The sequence below is a fragment of the Chitinophaga hostae genome (genome assembly GCF_018224885.1).
Classification (GTDB): Bacteria; Bacteroidota; Bacteroidia; order Chitinophagales; family Chitinophagaceae; genus Chitinophaga; species Chitinophaga hostae.
Window position 1 is genome coordinate 294,233 of the sequence record NZ_JAGTXB010000006.1, and the last position, 23,690, is coordinate 317,922.

General features: G+C 45.9%; 22 protein-coding genes. 11 read left to right on the forward strand and 11 right to left on the reverse strand.

The genetic code is table 11. The annotated features are described in order from the left end of the window. The first annotated feature begins 183 nt into the window (after positions 1-183). Both kynU and KE626_RS34870 read left to right on the forward strand, forming a co-directional pair. A complete protein-coding gene (gene kynU / locus KE626_RS15035) occupies positions 184-1,452 on the forward strand; it encodes a kynureninase (protein ID WP_211973730.1) in 1,269 nt (422 codons plus the stop codon). Between the two features lie 9 nt (positions 1,453-1,461). Then, positions 1,462-2,835 (forward strand): 2'-5' RNA ligase family protein, encoded by a 1,374-nt coding sequence (locus tag KE626_RS34870; protein WP_283093155.1) that lies wholly within the window; start codon positions 1,462-1,464, stop codon positions 2,833-2,835. Positions 2,836-2,939: 104 nt separating this feature from the next. Here KE626_RS34870 and KE626_RS15050 read toward each other — a convergent pair whose 3' ends face one another. The 3 genes from KE626_RS15050 to KE626_RS15060 all read right to left on the reverse strand — a co-directional run bounded on the left by KE626_RS15050 (position 2,940) and on the right by KE626_RS15060 (position 5,195). Further along, positions 2,940-3,686 (reverse strand): head GIN domain-containing protein, encoded by a 747-nt coding sequence (locus KE626_RS15050; RefSeq protein ID WP_211973731.1) that lies wholly within the window; start codon positions 3,684-3,686, stop codon positions 2,940-2,942. Between the two features lie 209 nt (positions 3,687-3,895). Beyond that, positions 3,896-4,192: a carboxypeptidase-like regulatory domain-containing protein gene (locus KE626_RS15055; protein WP_211973732.1), complete on the reverse strand. Its 297-nt coding sequence runs from the start codon at positions 4,190-4,192 to the stop codon at positions 3,896-3,898. Positions 4,193-4,454: 262 nt separating this feature from the next. After that, positions 4,455-5,195 (reverse strand): Bax inhibitor-1/YccA family protein, encoded by a 741-nt coding sequence (locus tag KE626_RS15060; protein ID WP_211973733.1) that lies wholly within the window; start codon positions 5,193-5,195, stop codon positions 4,455-4,457. A gap of 268 nt (positions 5,196-5,463) precedes the next feature. Between KE626_RS15060 and KE626_RS15065 the strand changes: the two genes are divergently transcribed. Then, entirely contained in the window at positions 5,464-7,314 is a 1,851-nt protein-coding gene (locus tag KE626_RS15065) for a 2-oxoacid:acceptor oxidoreductase subunit alpha (protein WP_211973734.1), read from the forward strand. Positions 7,315-7,451: 137 nt separating this feature from the next. Then, positions 7,452-8,039 (forward strand): DUF6134 family protein, encoded by a 588-nt coding sequence (locus tag KE626_RS15070; protein WP_211973735.1) that lies wholly within the window; start codon positions 7,452-7,454, stop codon positions 8,037-8,039. 110 nt (positions 8,040-8,149) lie between these two features. Here KE626_RS15070 and KE626_RS15075 read toward each other — a convergent pair whose 3' ends face one another. The 7 genes from KE626_RS15075 to gldA all read right to left on the reverse strand — a co-directional run bounded on the left by KE626_RS15075 (position 8,150) and on the right by gldA (position 13,960). Continuing rightward, the gene (locus KE626_RS15075; RefSeq protein ID WP_211973736.1) at positions 8,150-9,349 is read right to left on the reverse strand and encodes a nucleoside permease; all 1,200 of its coding nucleotides are present in this window, start codon (positions 9,347-9,349) and stop codon (positions 8,150-8,152) included. A 105-nt stretch (positions 9,350-9,454) separates the two neighbouring features. After that, positions 9,455-10,183, reverse strand: coding sequence for a YqjF family protein (locus tag KE626_RS15080; protein ID WP_211973737.1), 729 nt, complete (start codon positions 10,181-10,183; stop codon positions 9,455-9,457). A 2-nt stretch (positions 10,184-10,185) separates the two neighbouring features. Next, positions 10,186-10,833, reverse strand: a complete 648-nt coding sequence (gene nth / locus KE626_RS15085; protein WP_211973738.1) for an endonuclease III — start codon at positions 10,831-10,833, stop codon at positions 10,186-10,188. A gap of 39 nt (positions 10,834-10,872) precedes the next feature. Continuing rightward, positions 10,873-11,091 (reverse strand): hypothetical protein, encoded by a 219-nt coding sequence (locus KE626_RS15090; RefSeq protein WP_211973739.1) that lies wholly within the window; start codon positions 11,089-11,091, stop codon positions 10,873-10,875. Positions 11,092-11,199: 108 nt separating this feature from the next. Continuing rightward, on the reverse strand, positions 11,200-11,517 hold the full coding sequence (locus KE626_RS15095) for an FtsB family cell division protein (protein WP_211973740.1): 318 nt from the start codon (positions 11,515-11,517) through the stop codon (positions 11,200-11,202). A gap of 96 nt (positions 11,518-11,613) precedes the next feature. Beyond that, a complete protein-coding gene (eno, locus tag KE626_RS15100) occupies positions 11,614-12,903 on the reverse strand; it encodes a phosphopyruvate hydratase (protein WP_211973741.1) in 1,290 nt (429 codons plus the stop codon). Between the two features lie 133 nt (positions 12,904-13,036). Continuing rightward, complete coding sequence (gene gldA, locus KE626_RS15105) at positions 13,037-13,960, reverse strand: gliding motility-associated ABC transporter ATP-binding subunit GldA (protein ID WP_211973742.1); 924 nt, start codon at positions 13,958-13,960, stop codon at positions 13,037-13,039. 359 nt (positions 13,961-14,319) lie between these two features. Here gldA and KE626_RS15110 point away from each other — a divergent pair, with 359 nt between their 5' ends. The 7 genes from KE626_RS15110 to bcp all read left to right on the forward strand — a co-directional run bounded on the left by KE626_RS15110 (position 14,320) and on the right by bcp (position 21,937). Beyond that, positions 14,320-15,000 (forward strand): hypothetical protein, encoded by a 681-nt coding sequence (locus tag KE626_RS15110; protein ID WP_211973743.1) that lies wholly within the window; start codon positions 14,320-14,322, stop codon positions 14,998-15,000. Positions 15,001-15,005: 5 nt separating this feature from the next. Continuing rightward, positions 15,006-15,995 (forward strand): PspA/IM30 family protein, encoded by a 990-nt coding sequence (locus tag KE626_RS15115; RefSeq protein ID WP_211973744.1) that lies wholly within the window; start codon positions 15,006-15,008, stop codon positions 15,993-15,995. 36 nt (positions 15,996-16,031) lie between these two features. Further along, positions 16,032-17,798: an OmpA family protein gene (locus tag KE626_RS15120; RefSeq protein WP_211973745.1), complete on the forward strand. Its 1,767-nt coding sequence runs from the start codon at positions 16,032-16,034 to the stop codon at positions 17,796-17,798. 167 nt (positions 17,799-17,965) lie between these two features. After that, positions 17,966-18,694 (forward strand): ABC transporter permease, encoded by a 729-nt coding sequence (locus KE626_RS15125; RefSeq protein ID WP_211973746.1) that lies wholly within the window; start codon positions 17,966-17,968, stop codon positions 18,692-18,694. Then, positions 18,694-19,503, forward strand: coding sequence for an ABC transporter ATP-binding protein (locus KE626_RS15130; protein WP_211973747.1), 810 nt, complete (start codon positions 18,694-18,696; stop codon positions 19,501-19,503). The genes KE626_RS15125 and KE626_RS15130 overlap by 1 nt, the downstream gene beginning before the upstream one ends. Positions 19,504-19,734: 231 nt before the next feature. Then, a complete protein-coding gene (locus tag KE626_RS15135; RefSeq protein ID WP_211973748.1) occupies positions 19,735-21,423 on the forward strand; it encodes a M23 family metallopeptidase in 1,689 nt (562 codons plus the stop codon). 52 nt (positions 21,424-21,475) lie between these two features. Continuing rightward, complete coding sequence (gene bcp, locus KE626_RS15140; RefSeq protein WP_211973749.1) at positions 21,476-21,937, forward strand: thioredoxin-dependent thiol peroxidase; 462 nt, start codon at positions 21,476-21,478, stop codon at positions 21,935-21,937. Positions 21,938-22,137: 200 nt separating this feature from the next. On the opposite strand, the gene KE626_RS15145 is transcribed toward bcp, so the two are convergent. Continuing rightward, positions 22,138-23,688: an SUMF1/EgtB/PvdO family nonheme iron enzyme gene (locus KE626_RS15145; RefSeq protein ID WP_211973750.1), complete on the reverse strand. Its 1,551-nt coding sequence runs from the start codon at positions 23,686-23,688 to the stop codon at positions 22,138-22,140. Between the last annotated feature and the right edge of the window lie 2 nt (positions 23,689-23,690).

Genomic DNA, 23,690 nt, shown 5'->3' on the forward strand with positions numbered 1-23,690 from the left:
CTTAGCCTTATATGCCATATGATAAGTAGGAAATAAAACATTAAAAGACAGTCTGTTTTGAATAGTTAGGCGACATTTAGCCTGTAATAGCAATCAAAAAGAGAAATAAGATAATCAGTACAGCTTTCTTGACAACAAAAGGACCGCCATTAAAAGAATACGAAGGCGCAAGATTGGAAGACCATGGAGTACGTAGCATCGTTAGCATTTGCTGAAGAGAAGGACCGACAGGATCCATTGCATAAATTCAGAGATCAGTTTTATTTTCCACAACGTAACGGAAAGGATGCTATTTATTTATGCGGCAACTCGCTCGGACTACAGTCAAAGAATGTGAAAGCGGCGATAGAACAGGAACTGGCGGATTGGCAACAATGTGCGGTGGAGGGTTATTGGTTGGCAAAGAATCCATGGTTATATTATCAACAATATTGCAGTAAGCCGCTGGCGGGCATTTTAGGGGCCAGTCAGCAGGAATTGACGGTGATGAATACGTTAACGGTAAATCTGCATCTGATGATGCTTAGTTTTTACCGGCCAAACAAAGAGCGGTTTAAAGTGTTAATGGAGGCAGGTGCTTTTCCCAGCGATCAATACGCTGTAGAAACCCAGGTAAAGTTCCATGGCTACGATCCGGAGAGTGCAATTTTAGAAGTTTCCCCGCGACCCGGAGAACATTTGATAAGATTAGAAGATATTTTGGAGATTATTACCAGAGAAAGTGATAGCTTAGCACTGGTTTTATTTGGAGGTATAAATTACTATACCGGACAGTTTTTTGATATACCCGCTATAACAGCAGCTGCCCACAAGGCAGGCGCTTACGCAGGTTTCGACCTTGCACACGTAGCTGGAAATATACCGGTAGAATTGCACAATTGGGAAGTAGATTTCGCCGTTTGGTGCTCTTATAAGTACCTGAATGGCGGTCCCGGCGCGGTAGGAGGCGCTTTTGTGCATGAAAAACACGCCAGTAACCGCGATTTTCTTCGTTTAGGTGGCTGGTGGGGCAATGAAGAGAGTGCACGTTTTAAAATGGAAAAAGGGTTTGTGCCTAAAAAAGAAGCTGAAGGATGGCAGCAAAGCACCGCTCAGGTGTTTAATATGGTAAGCCTGAAAGCCTCCCTGGAATTATTTGAAGCTGCTGGTATCGGCGCTTTAAGAAGCAAGAGTGAAGGAATGACCAACTATCTTGAATTCCTTTTGCAACAGTTGAACGGCATAAATTTCCAGATTATTACACCGGAAAATTGTAATGAACGCGGCGCTCAGTTATCTTTGTTGTTCCAGAACAAAGGTAAAGAAATACATCAACGGATGACCGATGCCGGTATAATCGTTGACTGGAGAGAGCCCGGAGTTATCAGGGTAGCACCGGCACCCTTGTATAACTCCTATCAAGACGTATTTCATTTTTATGAAATCATAGCTAATATTGCTTCAAACGCTTAATTAAGTAAGATGACTTTTGAGAGAAACGAACGCCCCCGCAGGCCTTATTCTTCTGATACCAACAAAGAGAATGATCCCAATAAGGAGAAAGGCGATGACAAACCCAATTTAAATAACGAGCGGGAAGGCGGCAAACCCGACTACAACAGTGGTGGCTCTGAGGGGCGCACTGGTTACAATCGAGAAGGCGGATATCGTCCGCGTACTGACTACAATCGTGATGGCGGCTCAGGTGGCGGCTACAACCGCGAAGGCGGAGGTGGTTACGACCGTGGCGGCGGCGGTGGCTACAACCGTGATGGTGGTGGCGGTGGTTACAATCGTGATGGCGGCTATGGCGGCGGCGGTGGATACGATCGCGGCGGTGGCGGCGGTGGTTACAATCGTGGCGGCGGCGGATATGATCGCGGTGGCGGTGGTGGTTATGATCGCGGCGGTGGCGGCGGTTATGATCGCGGCGGCGGCGGTGGTTACAATCGCGGTGGCGGCGGCGGTTACGATCGCGGCGGCGGCGGTGGTGGTTACGATCGCGGCAGCGGCGGCGGTGGATACGATCGCGGCAGCGGCGGCGGTGGATACGATCGCGGCAGTGGCGGCGGTGGTTACGATCGCGGCGGTGGCGGCGGTGGTTACAATCGCGGCGGCGGCGGCGGTGGTTACAATCGCGGCGGTGGCGGCGGTGGTTACGATCGCGGTGGCGGCGGCGGTGGTTACAATCGCGGCGGTGGCGGCGGTGGTTACAACCGTGGCGGCGGCGGTGGCGGTGGTTACCGCGGCGGTGGAAACCCAAGACAGGGTGGAAGACCTCAACGCTTTGAGCCAAAACCTGATAACAAAATTTACTTTATCGCCCTCCTGCCAACTGCAGAAGTAGGTAAAGAAATTATAAAGATCAAACAGGAATTTGCAGAACAATATGGCCCGATGTACGCATTGAAAGTACTTCCCCATATCACCCTGCAGGTGCCTTTTACAGCTGATCCGGCATTGGAAAAAGCTTTCTGCGACGAGCTGACAGAGTTTGCCAAAACACAGGCACCTTTCGAAGTATCCCTGAAAGGCTTCGGTACTTTCCCGAACAAACAAAACCGCGTACTCTTTATTAACGTGGAAAAAAGTGAAACCATGTCGGCTATGCACCGTCAGCTGATCAACTTCCTGCGTAAGGAATTTGGATTCAGTACCATGCTGGCACGTACAGGATTTACACCACACGTTACCGTGGCCTTTAAAGACCTGGAAGACGAGCAGTTTAATAAAGCATGGCCCGAATATGAAAACAAGGAATACGAGGCTACCTTCAAGGTAAACAACCTCTACTTCCTCCGTCACAACGGTAAGTCATGGGAAGTGCTGCAGAAATGCAAATTAGGTGGTGCCTGATAAAGTCCCTCCTCTAAAATAAAAAAGGCCTCCGCAAATGCGGGGGCCCTTTTCGTTTAAAACACAGACAGTATAACAGTGTAGGTTATACGAAGTTAATATCTCTATTGCCGGATCACCTTGCCCGATCCTCTGATATCTGCATCCACACTGGCATCGCCGGAATAATATACCCGGCCGCTTCCATTGATCCGCGCATCCAGTTTTTGTCGTACCACCAGGCTATGCTCGCCTGAACCACTGATGGTAATATTGGCTCTTTGCACTTCCATACCCATACCAGCCACTCTGCCACTGCCGTTAATTTCACTGTTGTGTGTATTGGCAATGCCTTTCAACGCAATATCCCCCGAGCCGTTGATGGTGGTGTTAAGATTGCCGGTCGCCAGCAATAATGAAGCATTGCCACTGCCGTTCAACTCATACTTAAATAAGGCAGTATGTATGGTATCCTGATTATCCAGGGAGCCCGAACCATCATACTCTACCCGCTGAAAAATCGGGTTATGGATGTATATCCTGACAGGCAAATGATTCCGCAAATGTACCCGGTTACGTAAACGAACATATAAATTGTTGCCGCGGGTACCGGTTTCCACTACACCTATAATATTATCTTCTGCCTTGATCTCCAACGTAGTACGATTGTCCTGTGTAAGGTGCACCTCGAAATCCCCGGATACCTCTATGTCCGTAAAAGGACCAGTATTGCGGGTTTCCGACACTACATTGCCGGACCCGCTGATATTATCTTTCGTGCAACTGGAAAGTATAATGCTGAAAATCACGATCATTAACAGCAGCCATCCAATGCTTAAACTGGTGTACGTTATAATCACTTGCTTTTTCATAGCTGTCATTTTTTAAGGGGCTTTAAGAAATGACGTATTTGAAACCCGTTACCCCTACGTGGTCCGTTATTTTAAAAATGGGGGGAGAGGATCGGGGCAGCAGAAGAGGCCGTGGGAGAGGAAAGCGTCGAAAAAAAATAAGCCGGCCGTACAGACGTACGGAACCGGCTTTTTGATTAACCCCTATGAAAACAAACTATTGCTCTTTTTTATTTTGCTAATTTAATTTCTCCTAAATCGGTGGATTTTCCTTCCTCCACCCTAACATCTGTAACAGTTGCAGGTTTAAAGGGTGCTTTCGCTCCTTTTATAACGGTGTACGCACCCGCCTTCGCATTGGCAAAATTAAAACCGCCATCCGTAACAGGCGATGTTAATGTATCTGTTCCCTGAATGGCCCAGGCCTCGGTGGCTCCCTCTGCCGGTGTTACTTTACCTGCTATGGTTCCACCATCAACGCCCTTAAATGCAAAGGCTCCAAATGCTACAGCTGCAAGTGCTAACATGCTTACTTTTGGTAAGTAAAGATGTCAGCATTGTTCTATAACTGTTTTTATGAGATGTAAAAGAACTTGTTGTTAGTGCCGATTTTGCAATTACGGTGCCACAATATTTTCATCGGCAGCCATTTAACATATCTTTTAGAAAGCAAAAAGTTAAAAGCATAAAGCCCAAAGCTATTAAAGCGAATGACCAGAGCAAATGGATTAATATCCGCTCTGGTCATTCGCTTTAATAGCTTTGGGCTTTATGCCTTCAGTTTTACGCTTATCTTCTGTTTAATTTACTCAGGAGTCGCAGTATTTCCAGGTATAACCATACCAGGGTTACCATCAAACCAAAGGATGCATACCACTCAAAGTATTTCGGTGCACCCTGTGCCGCACCCTGTTCTATCATATCAAAATCAAGGATCAGGTTCAGCGCAGCAATACCTACCACCACCAGCGAAAAGATAATACCAAAAGTACCACTGCTGTGAATAAGCGGCATCTCAATGTTAAAAAGGCGCAGTACCAGGGCAATCAGGTAAAAGACTGCAATACCCAGGGTCGCTGTCATTACAATAGACTTAAAACGCTCTGTAGCGCGGATTACACCGGTGCGATACAATACCAGCATAGCAATGAAAGTACCAAAAGTAAGCCCCACAGCCTGTAACACAATACCCTGCCACTTGGCTTCAAACATCGCAGAAATAGCGCCGAGGAACAAACCCTCTGCGATAGCATAGGCAGGAGCCAGGTAAGCAGACCATTCTTTCTTGAAAATAATTACCATCGCCAGTATAAAACCAACAATAGCACCACCTATGGCAAGTGGTAACACATTGTTACCCCCTCTTGAAAATTCGCCCCAGGAATAAACTGCTGCTGCCATCAGCATCAACAGCATGAAAGACATTTTGTTAACAGTACCACGGATGGTCATGGCGTCCCCTGTAATATGAGGTGCTTTATCAAATACACTTTGCTTCAGTACAGGGTTGTTCGATTGAAATAATGCCATAAAGTATAGTTTAAATTTATGGGTTAAAAATACGATTTGATTTGAAATAAGGACATTAGAATCCGGTAAATCCCGATAAAATTAGCATTTTTATAACCAATAACCAGTGGTTATCACCCATAACAATAAGTAATGGGAATGCCTTATTGAGTTTGTAATAGTCTACTAAAGTTGTGTACTTTTGTGATCGGATCGGGAATATTATTGGCAGGTAGCATATTACTACCGCCCGATTACCTAAATTTACATCTTTAAAAAGAATATATAGATGCCTAATACTTCGATTCAACAGCTGGAGGATGTAGTGATAAAATTTGCAGGCGACAGTGGAGACGGGATGCAGTTAACAGGTACCCAGTTTTCAAATAACACCGCTTTATTTGGCAATGACCTGAGCACATTCCCGGATTTCCCGGCAGAAATCCGTGCCCCGATAGGTACCTTGCCCGGTGTGAGCGGATTCCAGCTACATTTCTCTTCTAACAGAATATTTACCCCGGGCGATGCCTGTGATGTACTGGTAGCCATGAATGCTGCTGCATTAAAAGCAAACCTGAAGAGTCTCAAAAAAGGAGGGATCATCCTGGCCAATACCGATGGTTTTGACAGCAAAAACCTCCGCCTGGCCAACTATCCGGAAGGAATCAACCCCCTGGAAGATGGTTCCCTGGCTACATATCAGCTCCATACCATGGATGTCACAAAAATGACACGCGAAGCGCTGAAAGACATGAACATGGGGATGAAAGAGAAAGACCGTGCAAAAAATATGTTTGTACTGGGTTTCCTCTACTGGATGTATGACCGTAATATGGAGAATACCGAAACCTTCCTGAAAGAGAAATTTGGGAAAAAACCGGAAATTCTCGAGAGTAACCTCCGGGTTTTGCACGCCGGTTACAACTTTGCTGATACAGTGGAGGCCTTTACTACCCGTTACAGGGTCGAAAAAGCCCGCATGGAACCTGGTACCTACCGCAGCATTACCGGTAATACCGCCCTGGCCTATGGCCTGGTAGCGGCTTCCCAGAAGGCAAACCTGCCGATCTTCCTGGGTACCTATCCCATCACACCAGCTTCTGATATCCTTCATGAACTGAGTCGCTTCAAAAATTTTGGTATCCGCACCTTCCAGGCGGAAGATGAGATTGCAGGGATCACCTCTGCCATCGGTGCTTCCTATGGCGGACATATGGGGATTACTACCACCTCCGGTCCGGGTATGGCCTTAAAGGGCGAAGCCATGGGACTAGCTGTAATGCTGGAAATTCCCCTGATTATTGTAGATATCCAACGCGGAGGACCCTCTACCGGTTTGCCTACCAAAACCGAGCAATCTGACCTGCTGCAGGCCTATTACGGCCGTAACGGAGAATGCCCGATGCCGGTAGTTTCCGCATCTACACCGGCAGATTGCTTCGACGCTGTATTTGAAGCATTCCGCATTTCGGTGCAACATATGACACCCGTGATTTTCCTCAGCGATGGGTATATCGCCAATGGTTCCGAGCCATGGCGCTTCCCTAAAGCTGCCGATCTGCCTCAGATTGAAGTGAAATTCAAAAAACAACTGGAAGAGGGAGAAGAAAATTTCCTGCCTTATCACCGTGATGAAAACCTGGTGCGCCCATGGGCGGTTCCCGGCACACCCGGCCTCGAACACCGCATTGGCGGCCTCGAAAAACAGAACATCACCGGTAACGTAAGCTACGATCCGGAAAACCACCAGCTGATGGTGAAGATCCGCCAGGAAAAAGTAGATAAGATTGCTGATCATATTCCGCTGCAGAAAATAGAACTTGGCCCCGAAAAAGGTAAAGTACTGGTGCTCGGCTGGGGCTCTACCTACGGCGCCATTAAAAGCGCAGTACTGGACCTGCTGGCAGAAGGACATGAAGTGGCACACGCTCACATCCGTTATATCCGCCCCTTCCCCAAAAACCTGGGAGAAATACTACACAGCTACGATAAAATACTGATTCCGGAAATTAATAATGGTCAGCTGATCAAAATTATCCGCGATCAGTTCCTGATCGATGCACAGGGCTACCATAAAATTATGGGCGTACCTATCACCAAAGGCGAACTGATTACAAAGATCAGAGAAATGCTGGCATAGGCGCTGCTGCAACATATTTTATTTTATTGCACAATAAAAAATCCTGTCCGTAGTGACAGGATTTTTTGTATTTTCCTTTATGGGGAGACAATTTACAGCTACTGCTGCCCATGTATTTCTTGTTTAAGACAACTATTATGTATAACCTTTTTCGTGTATTGCTAACCGTTATTACTGTAGCTGTATTGTTTTTGCAGGCACACGCCCAAACCAATACCTTTGAAGTGCGGGTCGCGAACCATGCAGTAGGTACAATAGAGGCTAACCGGAAGGTAAACGGACCTGCCAAAACCATTATAATTAAAACGCGTATCCAGGTAATGTTGTCTAAAGTAAACAGCGATATCCTGAATGAATACAGTAATAACGTGCTTACTACTGCAAAATCTTCCCGCATCTCCGGGAAAAACGGGGAAGATAAACGAACCACAACGCTTCGTAATGGTAAAGAATATACGGTTACTGTAAATGGAGAAAAATCGGTTATCAATAACGCTGAAATAGAAGAATGTGTGGCCGACCTCTATTTTGTTGAACCCAAACAGGTTACACGGGTATTCTCTGAAACATTAGGCCGCTTTCTGCCATTAAAATCTATCGGTGGGGGAATGTATGAGCTGATACTGCCCGAAGGGAAAAAGAATGTGTTTAAATATGAAAACGGCACCCTTGTACTGGTAGAAGTGAATCATACTTTTGGCAAGGCCCTCTTCGTGAAACTATGATGAATGTGATTACAATGATTATCCTGATAAATGAAGGCCGGCGCGGGGAATATATGAACCGCTATAGTTGTCGCTTATCAGGATAATCATTTTAATCAAATTAATCACCGTCATTGTTTACTGTCTCTGAAAAATAACATAAACAACACTAATACTACTGCTGCGATCCCTGCAGGAATGAGCCAGATGGCATGCCAGTCGTGCATTGTTTCGCTTGTTTTGTAAGCGGCTACAATTGGGCCGGAAATAAGAAACCCAATCAGCATACCTACACCATAGGTGGCCAATGTAACAAACCCCTGGGCAGAACTCTTGAATTCTTCACCGGCTACCCTGTCGGTATATATCTGACCGGTTACAAAAAAGAAATCGTAACAGATGCCATGTAAAATGATTCCGGCTATCAGCATCCAGTAATTGGTATCCACATTGCCGTAGGCAAATAATGCATAACGCACTACCCATGCCAGCATACCCAGCGCCAGCATCTTTTTTACACCTAAACGGGCAAAGAATAACGGCATTACCAGCATAAACAGGAATTCCGACATCTGCCCCATTGACTGTTTACCGGCAGCAGCTTTCATCCCTATTTCATTGAGGAAGGGGTTGGTAAAGTTATAGTAGAAGGCCAGCGGAATACAAATAGCGATAGAGGCGAGGAAAAACAACAGGTAAGAGCGATTTTTTAACATTCGGATGGCATCCAGTCCCAGTATTTCTCTTACAGAGATCTCAGTACCTTTTTTAGCAGGAGGTGTTTTGGGCAAAGTGAAGCTGAATATACCCAACAGCAAAGACACGCCTGCAGCCATTTTAAAGGTAAGGTCAAGCGAATTTGACTGCTCCCATTGCAACCATCCGATCAGCAGGCCTGCAATGATCCATCCTACGGTGCCAAATACGCGAATAAAGGAAAACTCTTTGCTTGGATCACTCATTTGCCGGAAAGAAATAGCGTTTACCAGCGCCAGCGTTGGCATATAAAGGATCATGTACACCAGCAGTACCGGGTAAAAACTATCAAAGTCTGTCATCCCGGAACAGATCCATAACAGTGCAGCCCCCACCAGGTGGATGGCGCCCAGGATAACCTGCGCGGAAATGAACCGGTCTGCAATAATACCAACAATGAAAGGAGCTATCACGGCTCCGATCGACTGGGTCAGAAAGGCATAGCCCACTCTTTCATCGGTGGCGCCCTGCAGATTCTTTAAGACAAAAGTGCCTAATGTTACAAACCATGCTCCCCAGATAAAGAACTCGAGGAACATCATAAACGAAAGTTGTACCCTAACAGCTAATCTCATAACGACGAATGCTTTTATTGATTGAATCTTAATGAACTATTTAAGATAGTAAAATACAGCTAACTGTTACGCAAATTAATGATGGATAAAAGAAACTCCGGTGGTTCACAAAGTACTTGTCCTGATTTTTTTACCTGGCATTACGGCTATCTCAGAACCTGCGGCCAGCAAGGCGCTGCGGGGTGTTTGCTGTAGCATGTTTTCAAAGTTGGCGCCATAGAGGGCACGGGTGTTGCAATGAAAATCGAAACTGGTAACCGGATGGGTATGCCATTGCGGATGTGTTACCTGGTATTCACCGGTAGTAAGCTGATCCACTTTGGTATATCCCCAGTAATGTTCTGTAATAAATTCTTCTTCGCTGCCAGTTGTGATGGGTTGGGTAGCCTGGAGTGCAGTGGCGGTTAAATGATTCCATTCGTCCTGCACTTTCCACCGGTAGGCTACTTTAAAAGTGCCTGCATCCGGGTATTCCCAGCTGTGTTCCATGGGATGGGTGGCATACTTCTCCTTGTAAATGGTGTTGGCCACAAACGTGATCAAGGGTTTAGGCACAAGCTCTTTTACGAATACCACTCCTCTTTTCCAGGTCCCGTTTTCTTTATAGCGCACATAAAAGCGAAGGTTTACTTCCTCAAAGGTGCGGTGACCGGGAAGATAGAGCCCTTTTACCCTGGTGTTCTGGAACAGGAAGCCTACCAGGCTGGCATAGCAGGTATTATTCCAGGTATCCAGCTCTGTGTGTACAGGCAGATATGGCCGGAGTACGGCCGGATCAGCTTCAAAGTTGATCATCAGCAGGTTTCTCCAGGCTGCAGTAAGGAATGGGCGCATAGTTAACTGGCTTTTACTAGCTTGGCATAATACTTACAGGCCGGTCTGAGTCCGCATTCGCCGCATTTAGGGCTCCTGGCCACACAAATGTAGCGGCCATGCAAAATGAGCCAATGATGGGCTATATGGACTTTATCTTTTGGAATATGCTTTAGCAGTTGTAATTCTGTTTGCAGTGGGGTGGTAGCATTTACCGTGAGGCCAATCCGGGCAGATACCCTGAATACATGTGTATCTACCGCCATATTGGGTTGCTGATGAACAACGGAGGTAATCACATTGGCTGTTTTCCGGCCCACACCGGGTAGTTTGATCAGTTCCGGTACCGTAGCCGGTATTTCGCCGTTGAAGTCTGCTACCACCATCTCTGCCATGCCTATGAGGTGCCTGGTTTTGTTGTTGGGGTAGCTGATACTTCGGATAAGTGGAAACAGGTCGTCAAACGTGGCCTTGCTGAGGGCATAAACATCCGGGTACTGCGCAAAGATAGCAGGGGTGGTCATATTCACCCGTTTATCAGTGCATTGGGCAGACAGGATAACAGCTACCAGCAGTTGGTATGGATTGTCGTAGATAAGTTCCGTTTCGGCATTGGGCGCATGTTCCTCAAAGTACTTGAGAATAAATGCATAACGCTCTTTTTGAGTCATGCCATAAAGATAGGAAAAATGAAAAAAGTAAGGCTGCGATTACTTTTCTTCCTGGGCTTGTTTGTTGGCAGCGTAGTCAAAAATCACCTGAAGGGTAGCCACTCTGGGAGCATAGCGAACGGTATTGAGGGCCGCTTTCGTGTTCTCAAAGCATTTTTGCTCTTCCTGGGTCAAGGAAAGTTCCTCCTGGTGATGTTTTATATCGCTTTTTGTAACAAGACACAGGGTTGATAGTACAGAAAGTGTAAAATTACTCATGCATTATTGTTTTAATACTAAGAATAGGTTCTGTTTTATAACGAAAGAAGCGCGGAATCTATTGTTAATTTAAGATAAATTTTTAAGATCTGCAAGGGTAGGGCGTGCTTACTGTTTGGGGGCGGGGGCAATGATGAAGAGGTCTTCATTGTCCTTCTTCATATAATATTTCTCCCGGGCGAATTTCTCCAGTTTTTCGGGACTGGAAAGGAGTTCCTGTTGTTCTTCCCGGGTTTGTTTGATTTCCTGTATAAAAAATGCCTTTTGGTTCTCCAGCTTATTGACTTCTGACTGGAACTGGTATTGCGACATCAGGTTGGTTTTGTCCAGGAAGGCGATCCAGATGATAAAGGCAGCAAAGGCTATGAAGAACTTATTCTTCAGAAACTTTGGCACTTTATTATTGATGGATGTGGTCCAGGACATAAGGCAATTTACTAAAGAATTACGAATTATAAATTACGAATTACGGGATTAGAGATAATCCCCAATTCGTAATTCATAATTCGCAATTCGTAATTTTTATTTCTTTACGCTGATGGAATTAGTAGGGTAGATAGCTACTTCGCCCAAAGCTTCTTCGATGCGGAGTAACTGGTTGTATTTCGCCATGCGGTCAGTACGGGAAGCAGAACCGGTTTTGATCTGACCGCAGTTCAGTGCCACGGCGAGGTCAGCAATAGTGGTATCTTCTGTTTCGCCGGAACGGTGACTCATGATGGAAGTATAACCGGCTTTGTGGGCCATGTTAACTGCATCGATGGTTTCAGTTACAGTACCGATCTGGTTTACTTTTACCAGGATGCTGTTAGCGATACCTTTATCGATACCTTCTTTCAGACGCAGTACGTTGGTTACGAATAAATCGTCACCTACCAGCTGAACGCGGTCGCCGATAGATTCGGTCAGTTTTTTCCAGCCGGCCCAATCATCTTCTGCCATGCCGTCTTCAATAGAAACGATAGGATATTTGTTAGCCCATTCTGTCCAGAAAGCAACCATTTCATCGCTGCTGATCACTTTTTGGGAGCTTTTGTAGAATTTGTAGCTTTTGGTTGCTTCGTCGTACATTTCGCTGCTGGCAGCATCCAATGCAATAGCTACCTGGGTGCCTGGTTCGTAACCAGCCGCTTTGATAGCTTCCAGTACAGTTTCGATAGCTTCCTCGTTGCTCTGGATTTCTGGCGCAAAACCACCTTCATCACCTACGTTGGTGCTGTAACCTTTCTTTTTCAGTACAGATTTCAGGTGGTGGAAAATTTCCACGCCCCAGCGCAGGCCTTCAGAGAACGAAGGTGCACCTACCGGTACGATCATAAATTCCTGGAAGTCGATTTTGTTGTCCGCGTGCGCACCACCATTGATGATGTTCATCAATGGAATAGGCAGGGTGAAAGCGTTTACACCGCCGAGGTAACGATACAGCGGCTGGTTGCTTTCTTCAGCAGCAGCTTTGGCTACAGCCATGCTCACTGCCAGGGTAGCGTTAGCGCCCAGTTTGGCTTTATTTGGAGTACCATCGAGCTGGATCAGCATTTTATCGATGCCGGCCTGGTCTGTAACTTCCCAGCCAATCAGCTCTTCAGCAATGATATCATTTACGTTGTTAACGGCCTGCAGTACGCCTTTGCCCATGTAAACACTCTTATCATTATCACGCAGTTCCACAGCTTCGTGCTTTCCTGTAGAAGCGCCGGATGGCACTGCTGCACGACCAAAATGTCCGTCTTCGGTGGTTACATCAACCTCAATTGTAGGATTACCACGGCTGTCGAGAATTTGCCTGGCATGGATTTCTGAAATAATACTCATAATTCGAAAATTGTTATTGTTAGCGATAGATAGCTTTTTAGCTATTAGCTTTTAGCGGTTAGCTTTTAGAAAATGCAGCAAATCTTAATACATGGTAATTCCGATACATTTACTCAAAGCTAACCGCTAAAAGCTAATAGCTGGCGTTGCCAGTCGTTATTTCCCGGAAAATTGTCTCCAGGCTTTGCGAATTGCTCTGCAAAGAAAGTATGTTCCGGTTATTAATCAAAGCAAATTGTAACAGGTTTTTTCTTACCAGATCCACCTCACTGGTAAATAATTGCCAGCTACGGTCTTCCCGGGCCACCACACGGGTGATTCCGCCGATGGCCAGTAACTCGGCTTCAGTGACCGGCTCCGCAAAGGTAACCTGTAAATAATGCTGGGCAGTATTGTTTTGCTGCAGATTGGATAATTTATCGTCTGCAACAATTTTTCCCTTGTTGATGATGATCACCCGGTCGCAAATCGCCTCCACTTCCTGCATGATATGGGTGGAAAGGATCACGGTTTTATTTGCGCCTAACTCACGGATCAGCTGCCGGATGTCTGCCAGTTGATTGGGATCCAGACCGGTAGTAGGTTCGTCGAGGATCAGCACTTCCGGGTCGTGGAGTAATGCCTGGGCCAGGCCTACCCGCTGCTTGTAACCGTTAGAGAGCGCCCCGATCTTTTTATGCTGCTCCGGTTCCAGCCCGGTGAGCCGGATCACGTCAGAAATCCGCCCTGCACCCGCTTTGCCCAGCTGATGAACACCCGCAATAAATTCAAGGAACTCCCTCATATACATATCGTAGTACAGCGGATTCGATTCGGGCAGATAGCCTACCCTTTTCCGTACTTCCAGCGACTGTGTTACAACATCAAAACCGCATACGCTGGCTTTGCCGCTGCTGGGTGGCAAAAAACCGGTAATCATTTTCATGGTAGTGGATTTTCCGGCGCCGTTAGGCCCCAGGAAACCAGTGATCTCCCCCTTTTTCAGTTCAAAGGAAATACCATCTACCGCCCGCTGTTCGCCGTAAATTTTGCTGAGTTCTGATACCTGGATAGACATGTATGCTTGCACGTTTTGCGGGGGCTAAAGTACTATAAAAAGGGGATAAACGATAACGCCTCCGGCAGAAGGCTGGGCAATGACCTTTCTGTGCCGGCATCGCCGGGCCGCCGCTACGCTTTTTATCTAGTAAGGAACGGTTTTAGGACCTTCCATCACGCTTTTAGACTAATAAGGTACTAGTTCTCCGAATTATATATATATTTAGGCCTGAATTAACGACCGTTATTATGTGAACTAAAACAGGGAGCCCCAGATTGGCATATAAGTTGCATTTATGCGGCTACCTATACGTTATATAACCTATACAGGCAAAGCACTACATATAAAATCACCTTCATGCTTCAACCCAATATTTGATGTCAAACTTTCTAAAAAAAGCAATGGGCCTTTTTGTGGAATTTGAACCCGAAGAAAACAGCGATGTCAGGAGGCCGGAAGAGCCTTCCCTGTCGCAAAAATTCCCGCTTAGCAGTTCTTCAGGATCCGCGCCCGCCAGGCCACCAGGGCCTGTTGCCCTGTCTGTTGCAGACATGGATAAATTTGAACAGCACTTCAGTGCGCTGTTTGAAAAAAGCAACTTCCCGGGGCCAGACTATTACGAGTTCTGGAAAATGATGGAAACACTGGAAGCGCATGTAAAGGACGAAAACGCCCGCATGCAGGCGGTGTATGCTACCCTCAGCATTCAGGGGCTTACAAAAAATAAGCTCGTTGAAAGTGCTGCGCAGTACAAACAAATCATTGAAAAGGACAGAGCCGAGTTTGAAAAAGCAGCCAACGACAGAGCCGCTACGGAAGTAGATGGCCGTCATCAGCAGCTGAAAGACATGGAAAAGAAAATGGCCGATAACGCCGCCCTGATCCAGCAACTCACTAAGGAAATTACCGAAGCACAGGCTAAAACAGAACAGTTGAAGGCGCAAATGGCAGAACAGGAGGAAAAAATAGTTGCCAACCGCCAGGGCTACCAGGTGGCTTGTGAGGCTATGGTAAGAAAAATAAACACTGATATTCAAAAAATAGAAACATCGCTCTAAACGCTATGGAAACGCAAATCTTCCCTGCCAATGAATCTGGGCAGAAACTGAAATCTTACTGGAACAGACCGGGTGGAAAATTCGGAATCCTGATCGGAATAGGATTACTGGTGCTGATCGGATATTATGTAATCCCCATCCTGACTGCCGTAGTATGGAATACCCTGAATTTCGGTATCGCACTCGTATGCCTTGGCATTTTCCTGTACTGTGTTACACACCGTAAACTCCGTTTAAGTCTGTTTTACCTGTACGAATGGCTGATGAAAAAACTCGTGGGCCTCGTCATTGAACTGGACCCTTTCCTGATCGCAGAAGATTACATCGGCGACATGGAAGAACAACGGGAAAAACTGTACAATCAATCAGTAGAGGTAGACGCACAGAAAGAAAAGATTGACCTCAAAATCAGCGAAAAGGAAAAGGAAATGACCCAATTGCTGACCCGTGCCAAAGCTGCGCAGAACAATAACATGCTGCCGGAACTGGGTAACGCTACCCGCCAGATCGCGCGTGTAAAGGAATACATCGCACAGCTGACGCCAATACGCGATAACCTCGCCCGCATCGGTGACTACCTCACCAAAGTACATAAGAACAGCGGTTACATGATTGAAGATGCCCGCAATGAACTGGAATTGAAAAGAGACCTTTACAAGTCTGTCACCTCCGGTAACAAAGCGTTGTCATCTGCACTCAAAATTTTCAACGGAGATCCGGAAAAGAAACTGATGGTAGAACAGTCGATGGAATTCCTGAAAGAGGATATTGCCACCAAACTGGCCAGCATGAAAAAGGCCATCAATTATTCTACGGATTTTATGCGCTCTATAGACCTGGATAATGCCACCTATGAGCTGCAGGGCCTGAAAATGCTGGAATCTTATGATCCTGATAAAACATTCAAACTGGACATACAGAAATGGGAGCCTTCCCGTGAACCCCAGCAACCTGGTACGGTACGTACCGATAACTACAACGATCTGTTAAGCTAAACAAACATTAACCTCTAATAAACAAATATTACAACTATGGCTGTGAAAGTAAAACCTGGTGGAAAGGTGGTGGGCATCGTACTGTTGTTAGGTGCCATCTATGCAGGAAAAGTTTTATGGTGGGATAAACGCCCGAAAGAAGCCAAAGCGGCTACCGAAATTGGTAAAGTATCTTTGCCCGATGCAGCAGAAGCTTCCCTGAGCGGCAACGCAGTAAAATTACCGTTGCCTGAAAGTACAGAAGCATTAAATGGAGGTACCAAAATATCCTGGCGTGTAATGGCATGGAACTCCCAGTTTGCACTGATGTATGCCAACGGTGGCGCCAATACCACCAAAGGCTCCCTGATCGATAAAGCAAAATTGCAGCTGCAATTGGTACGCCAGGACGACTGTAATAAATCCCTGGCCGACATGGTGAAGTTTGCACAGGACTATAAAAAGAACCCTAATACCACTGGTATATTCGCTTCCTTTATGGGAGATGGTATGCCGGCATTCTTCGCCGCACTGGCTAAAGAACTGGAGCCTCTTGGCCCGGACTATCAGCCTATTGCTTTCTACACCATGGGTAAAAGTTATGGTGAAGATAAACTGATGGGACCTGTAGAATGGAAAAGAGATCCCAAAAGCGCTCTTGGTAAAACAGTTGCAGGGGTACTGCGCGATGGTGATATCAATATCATGCTGAAATGGGCCGGTGATAACAATATTCCCGTAAATCCGGATGAAACTTCGTACGACCGCAATGCCATTAACATCATTGCTGCCAACGACTTCCTGGATGCCGGTGCAAAATATATTGCCGGTTACAAAGAAACCCGTAAACTGGTGATCGATGGTAAAAAGACCAGCAAAGATACCACAGTTGGTGTAGATGGCGTAGCCACCTGGACCCCGGGCGACGTAAACGTGGCGCAGAAAAAAGGCGGTCTGGTAAATATCGCATCTACCCGTGAGTACTCTTCCCAGATGCCGAACATTACTATCACCATCAAGAAATTTGCTTACGATCACCGTACAGATATCGAAAACCTGATCATTGCATTGGCACAGGCCGGCGACCAGGTACGTTCTTACAACGAAGCAAAAGCTTTTGCCGGCGATGTGTCTGCAAAAGTGTATAACGAACAGAATGGCGCCTACTGGCTGAAATACTATAACGGTGTGGAGGAAAAAGATGCGCAGGGCCTGAACATTCCTTTGGGCGGATCCATGGCATTTAACCTGACTGATGCCGCTAATACTTTCGGCATGGGTAAAGATGCGATTGACCGTTATAAAATTGTGTATGGTACTTTTGGGGAAATCCTGACCAGGATGTATCCTGAAATTATGCCTACTTACCCGGTATATAGCCAGGTAGTGGATAAATCCTTCCTTGCATCAGTAGTGGCTAATCACCCTGAGTTGCTGGAAGGTGCTGCGATCAAGGAAAAGTATGCCGAAAACATCACTTCAGAAGTGTCTTCCAAATCCTACCAGATACAGTTTGAAACAGGTAGTTCTGTGATCAAGGCCGGTTCCCATGCTGTATTGGATGAGATCCTGAAAAGTGCGGTAGTAGCAGAAGGACTGAAAGTAGGTGTTTATGGCCATACCGATAATGTAGGTAATCCAACCGCCAACGAAAAATTATCCAACGAACGTGCAGAAGCGGTAAAAAATTACCTCATTGGCAAAGGCCTGGCAGAAGCGCGTATCGAATCAAAAGGTTATGGCGATACCAAACCTATTGCGGATAACACTACCAACGATGGTCGCGCAAAGAACCGCCGCGTACAGATCGTATTAGGTCAGTAACTGTGATGAATATGATTATTTTGATGGTCCTGATGAACGAAAATTTAATTTGGTTATCAGGATCATCGAAATAATCATTTCAATCATTGTCTCCATTCCTTGACTGAAGCACTTTAAACGTGATAAAATCTTTTTTTGAACCGCTACGTGTACTTAACCGCAGAGCAATGTTATCGCTCATCATTGCGGAAGTAATTATCGCCTTGATATGCTGGCAACTCAGCGGTGGTGGCTTAATTCCAACGCCACTGAAAGTGTTGCAAACACTGGGCAAAATAATACAGGACCCTTCGTTTATCGATAACCTTTTTAGCAGCTTGGTGCTGACGATCAAAGGGATGTTCATCTCTATCGTTATAGCTTTGATCATCAGTTATTTGTCTATCGTTCCGTTTTTCAATCCTATTGCGCGTTTCGTTATCAAGTGCCGCTACCTCACCCTCACCGGTTTAACGTTCCTGTTCACCCTTTGGACACAGGACGGCCACGAACTGAAACTTAGTTTGCTGATCTTTGGTATCGTTCCATTCTTCGTTACGTCCCTGCTGTCTGTAATAGACGGCATTAACAAACAGGAATTCGAACTCTGTACCACATTGCGTATGAACAGCTGGAAAACGCTGTGGGAAGTCATTATAGTAGGACGGCTGGACCAGGTTTTTGAAGTAATGCGTCAGAACTTTGCTATTGCCTGGCTGATGATCACCTCCGTAGAAGGACTGAGCATGAGCGAAGGCGGCCTGGGGGTAATGCTCATCCGTGCCAACAAATATGTACAGCTGGATGTGGTATTTGGTACCCTGGTAATCATTTTTCTGCTGGGTATCTTCTTTGACTATATTCTCGGTAAATTCCGGGAATGGTTGTTTCCTTACACTAAACTTACGACCCGCTGATGAACGCAAACGTATATACGAAACATGCACCGTTACTAACAGCGGAGCATATTACACTGCAGTATGGTGAAAAAACGATTCTTCGTGATATCAATTTCACCATTCATGATATTCATCGCCCTGATATGCAGCAGGGACAGGTAGTTTCATTGATCGGACGAAGCGGTATCGGTAAAACCCAGTTGTTTAAGATACTGTCGGGCCTCATTCAACCCACGCAGGGAGTAGTGAAAATAGACAGCGACCAGCACTCTGTAAAAGCGGGCGAAGTAGGTATTGTACCACAGAATTATATTCTCTTCAATCACCGTACTATTTATCATAACCTGAAAATAGGTTTGGACAACGCCACCGTGAAGCTAACGGAGGATGAGAAAAAACGCATTATTGAAGATTATGCAGGCACTTTTCAGCTGACCGAACACCTGAAGAAGTACCCTGCACAGATCAGTGGCGGGCAACGGCAGCGTGTAAGCATTATTCAGCAGGTACTTACCGGTAACAAATTCATTTTGCTGGATGAGCCCTTTTCCGGATTGGACATTCTCATGATAGATAAGGTTATTCAGCTGCTGATAAAGGTGTCCACCCTCCATGAGGAAAATACCCTGATCATTGTAAGCCATGATATTGAAAATGCTGCCGCTATTTCCGATACCGTTTGGATATTGGCAAAAGAAGAAAATAAAGAGGGTGCTACCATTGTACAGGAATATGACCTGTGTAAAATGGGATTCGCCTGGCAGCCTGAAATCCGTAAAGAGCCCGGATTCCAGGAGCTGATCAGCACTATCAAAAAGCAACTATGATTTTTCTTGCCCAGGATTAACGGTGATTACGGTGATTTTCAGGATTGTATTTTTTTAATTTTATTAGATTCAAAAAGATTAGCGAAGACAAAAGCGGGTATTATATCCGTTTTTATCTTCGCTAATCTTTTTAAATCACTACAAAATACAATCCTGAAAATCATCGTAATCACCGTTAATCCTGGGCAAGAAAAATTCCGCTAAATGCTCTTTTCCCTACATTTGCATATTATGAAGAGAGTCATCGGTTTATTTTGTTTACTACCACAATTATTACAGGCGCAATCCATTCCGGTAAAGGACTACCCGAAGGGCTATTTCAGAAACCCGTTGAATGTTCCGATAGAGCTGGCCGGAAATTTTGGTGAGCTGAGGCCTAATCATTTCCATTCGGGAATGGATATCAAAACCCAGCAAAGGGAAAACCTGCCGGTGCATGCCGCGGCAGATGGTTATGTGAGCCGCATTGGCGTTTCCCATACGGGATTTGGAAATGTATTGTACATCACCCACCCTAATGGGTACACGACTGTATATGCGCATTTGAACAGTTTCTTTCCTGCGCTGCAGCAATATGTAAAGAAGCAACAGTACCAGGCCGAAAGCTGGGCAAGCGATCTGACCATTCCAGCCGGCATGTTTCCGGTAAAGAAGGGGGATTTTGTTGCCTGGAGCGGTAATACCGGAGGCTCTGCCGGCCCGCACCTCCACTTCGAAATAAGAAATACCCAATCGGAAAAGCCATTGAATCCATTGCTCTTTGGTTTTGATATTGCAGATACCCATGCCCCTGATGTGTACCGCATTGCGGTTTACGACAGGGAGAAGAGTGTGTATGAGCAACAACCTATCATGCTGCCCGTGAAAAAGGTGGGTGGCGAGTATGTTACCACGCAACCGGTTATTAAGATCAATGCTGCTAAAGTGGGACTCGGCGTCAGTGCAGTAGACCGTATGAATACCGGCAACATCTATGGCATATATGAGGTTACGCTTTACAAGGACGGGGAACCGGATATCGATTTTCAACTGGATAATATCGGCTATGAAGAAACCCGTTATCTCAATGCACATATAGATTATAAAGTAAAGAAAGGCGGTGGTCCTTACTACCAGTTGCTCTTTTCTTTACCGGGTAACCAGCTGGATATTTACCACGACCTGAAAGGCGATGGCACTATTGATCTGCAGGACGGTGCGGTACATGAGGCGAAGCTGCTGGTAAAAGATGCTTATGGCAATACTTCCACCGTAAAGCTGCATCTGCAACAGGGCGGACCGGAACCAGCGGAAAAAAGCTGTGCCAACACCATGTATCCTGACTCACGCAATATCTTCGAAAATAACCAGGTGGAGTTTTACCTGGATGAGCAAGCACTGTACGACAACATCTGTTTTAATTACCTCGAAACAGCGGCTGTTGGTACCAAAGCTTATTCCAACATTTATCACCTCCATAACGCATTGGTGCCGGTGCATGATTTCTTTGATGTGCGTTTGCGCGCTTCCAGGACTGTACCGGAAAATTTGCAATCTAAAATAGTAATGGTAAGGGAAGGACTCGGCAGCAGCGTTTCTGCTACCACCCTGGAAAACGGTTGGTATAAGGGTACTTTCCGCGACTTTGGTAACTTCCACCTGGAGGTGGATACCATAGCGCCCAAAGTAACACCGCTGGGTGCAAAGCAGGGCGCCAACCTGTCGAAGGCAGCGAAAATAGCTTTTGCCATGAATGATGCCAGCGGGATTAAAAGTTACCGGGCAGAGCTGGATGGCAAATGGCTGCTGTTTTCCCGTAAGAGTAATGTGCTTACTTATACTTTTGATGAACACTGCCAGCCGGGTACGCATCTCCTGGTGATGAAAGTAACAGATGTAGCCGGTAATGAAGGAACATACCGGTTATCTTTCAAACGCTGATCGTGTGTCAGCATGATTTGTAAAAAACATTTCAAACAGCTAAAATTTTTATATGAAAAACCTAAAAGAAGGTAGTAAGGCTCCTGTTTTTAAAGGACCTGATCAACATGGCAACGTTGTATCCCTGACCGATTTTAAGGGGAAACGCGTGGTGCTGTATTTTTATCCGAAAGATGATACACCAGGATGTACAGCCCAGGCCTGCAACCTGCGCGATAACTATGATGCCTTGTTGGAAAAGGGATATATAGTGGTAGGTGTAAGTACCGACAGCGAACAAAGCCACCAGAAGTTTATAAAAAAGTTCGATCTGCCATTTACCTTACTGGCAGATGAAAACAGGAAGATAGTGAACCAGTATGGTGTTTGGGGCGAGAAACAAATGATGGGACGCGTATATGACGGTATACATCGTACTACCTTTCTCATCGATGAAAAAGGTGTGATTGCACATATCATTAAAAAACCTGACACAAAAAATCATACAGAAGAAATCCTGGCGCTTTGGGAATAACCAGCGGATATTGTCTTGCTCAGGATTAAACTGATTAAGATGATCAGCAGGATTTTTTATTACTGATAATAAGATTAAAAAAGATTAGCGAAGATAAAAGCGGGTATCCGCTTTCGTCTTCGCTAATCTTTTTATAATCAAAAAGTAAAATCCGGTTGATCATCTTAATCAGTTTAATCCTGAGTAAGACAAAATTCCCATTATCTCTTCTGGCGCTGTTTCTTGAACAGGTTACCAGTTTTAAACTTATTACCTTCAGGGCTACCTACACGATCCATTGCACAACGGAAACCAACAGTGTTAGTGGCCATGTCTTCCTGCATGTAACGGCGTGTACCTGGTGAAAGCCAGTAAGCACGGTCGTTCCAGCTACCACCCTTGATCACGTGTGATTTATCGTTGATCAGTGTGGTTACGCCATAACCATATTCCACCTGTGAAAGAGAGTCACCATCCAGGTAGTTGATCACATCACCTTTCTGGTAGTTAAGGCGGTTCGCACTTTCTTCATCGGTTACGTCACGCATTTTCAGGTGACCGAGACTGTCTTTTTCGAACTCTTTATTTTCATTCTGGTAAACAGTCTGGAATTTATTACCACGGAAGTAGTTGAAGTCTTCACCATCGATCGGGTTCAGTGGTCTGTAAACGTCCAGTACCCACTCAGCTACGTTGCCGGACATGTTGTAGATGCCGAAGGTATTAGGGTAGAAGGAGCGGATAGGACCAGGGATGGAAGCACGGTCATTCAAACCGCCGGCCACACCCATGTTATCACCGGAACCACGCTTGAAGTTGGCCAGGAACTGACCCTGCATGGTACCACGGCGGATATCACGCAGTCCGCTGGTGTTAGTACCCCAGGAGTATACCTGTTTGTTCATGATCAGCTCTTCCCCGTGTTTGCCTTCTTTTTTGGAAGGACCAGGGTTTTGACCGATATATCCCAGCGCGGCATATTCCCATTCAGCTTCTGTAGGAAGGCGGTAGTTGGGTAACATTACGCCGTCTTCAAAAGCAGCGTTACGCGGTGTTCCGTCTGCATTTTTAAATTGATCCTTGGCACTTTTACTCATTTTGCCGGGAGTACCTTCGTACAAACCTGCGGTGTAAGATTTGGTGTCAAAGGTGTTGTCGTCTGACTGGTTACCAACGTCTGCTTTAGACAGCAGCCCTTTGTCCATCAGCAACTTTTCGTTCACGCGGTTGGAACGCCATTTACAATAGTCGGTTGCCTGTTTCCAGGTAACACCCACCACCGGGTAGTCGTTGTAGGCCGGGTGACGGAAATAGTATTCTACCAGTGGCTCGTTATAGGCCAGTTCACTACGCCATACCAGGGTATCGGGCAGTGCATTGCGGTAAACATCCGGGAAGGACTCGCCATAAACGCGGTTCAACCAGTAAAGATATTCACGATAATGTACGTTGGCTACTTCAGATTCATCAATGTAGAAAGAAGAAACAGTAATACGACGTGGAATATTATTCCAGTCGCCCATTACATCCTGCTCCGTGGCGCCCATGGCAAAGGTACCGCCTTGTACAAAAACAAGTCCCGGCCCCGTTTGCTGGGCTACATTTTTAGCTACGCTGAAACCGCCCATTTTCTGGTCGTTGTAGTTCCAGCCCGTAGCGGAAGAAGATGTCTTCTTCTTACCGAAAAGTCCCCCGCCGTCTTTATGACAGGCGCTCATGGATAGCATTACGCTGGTACCTACGAGCAATGATAAAGAGGTTAATCTACGCATGC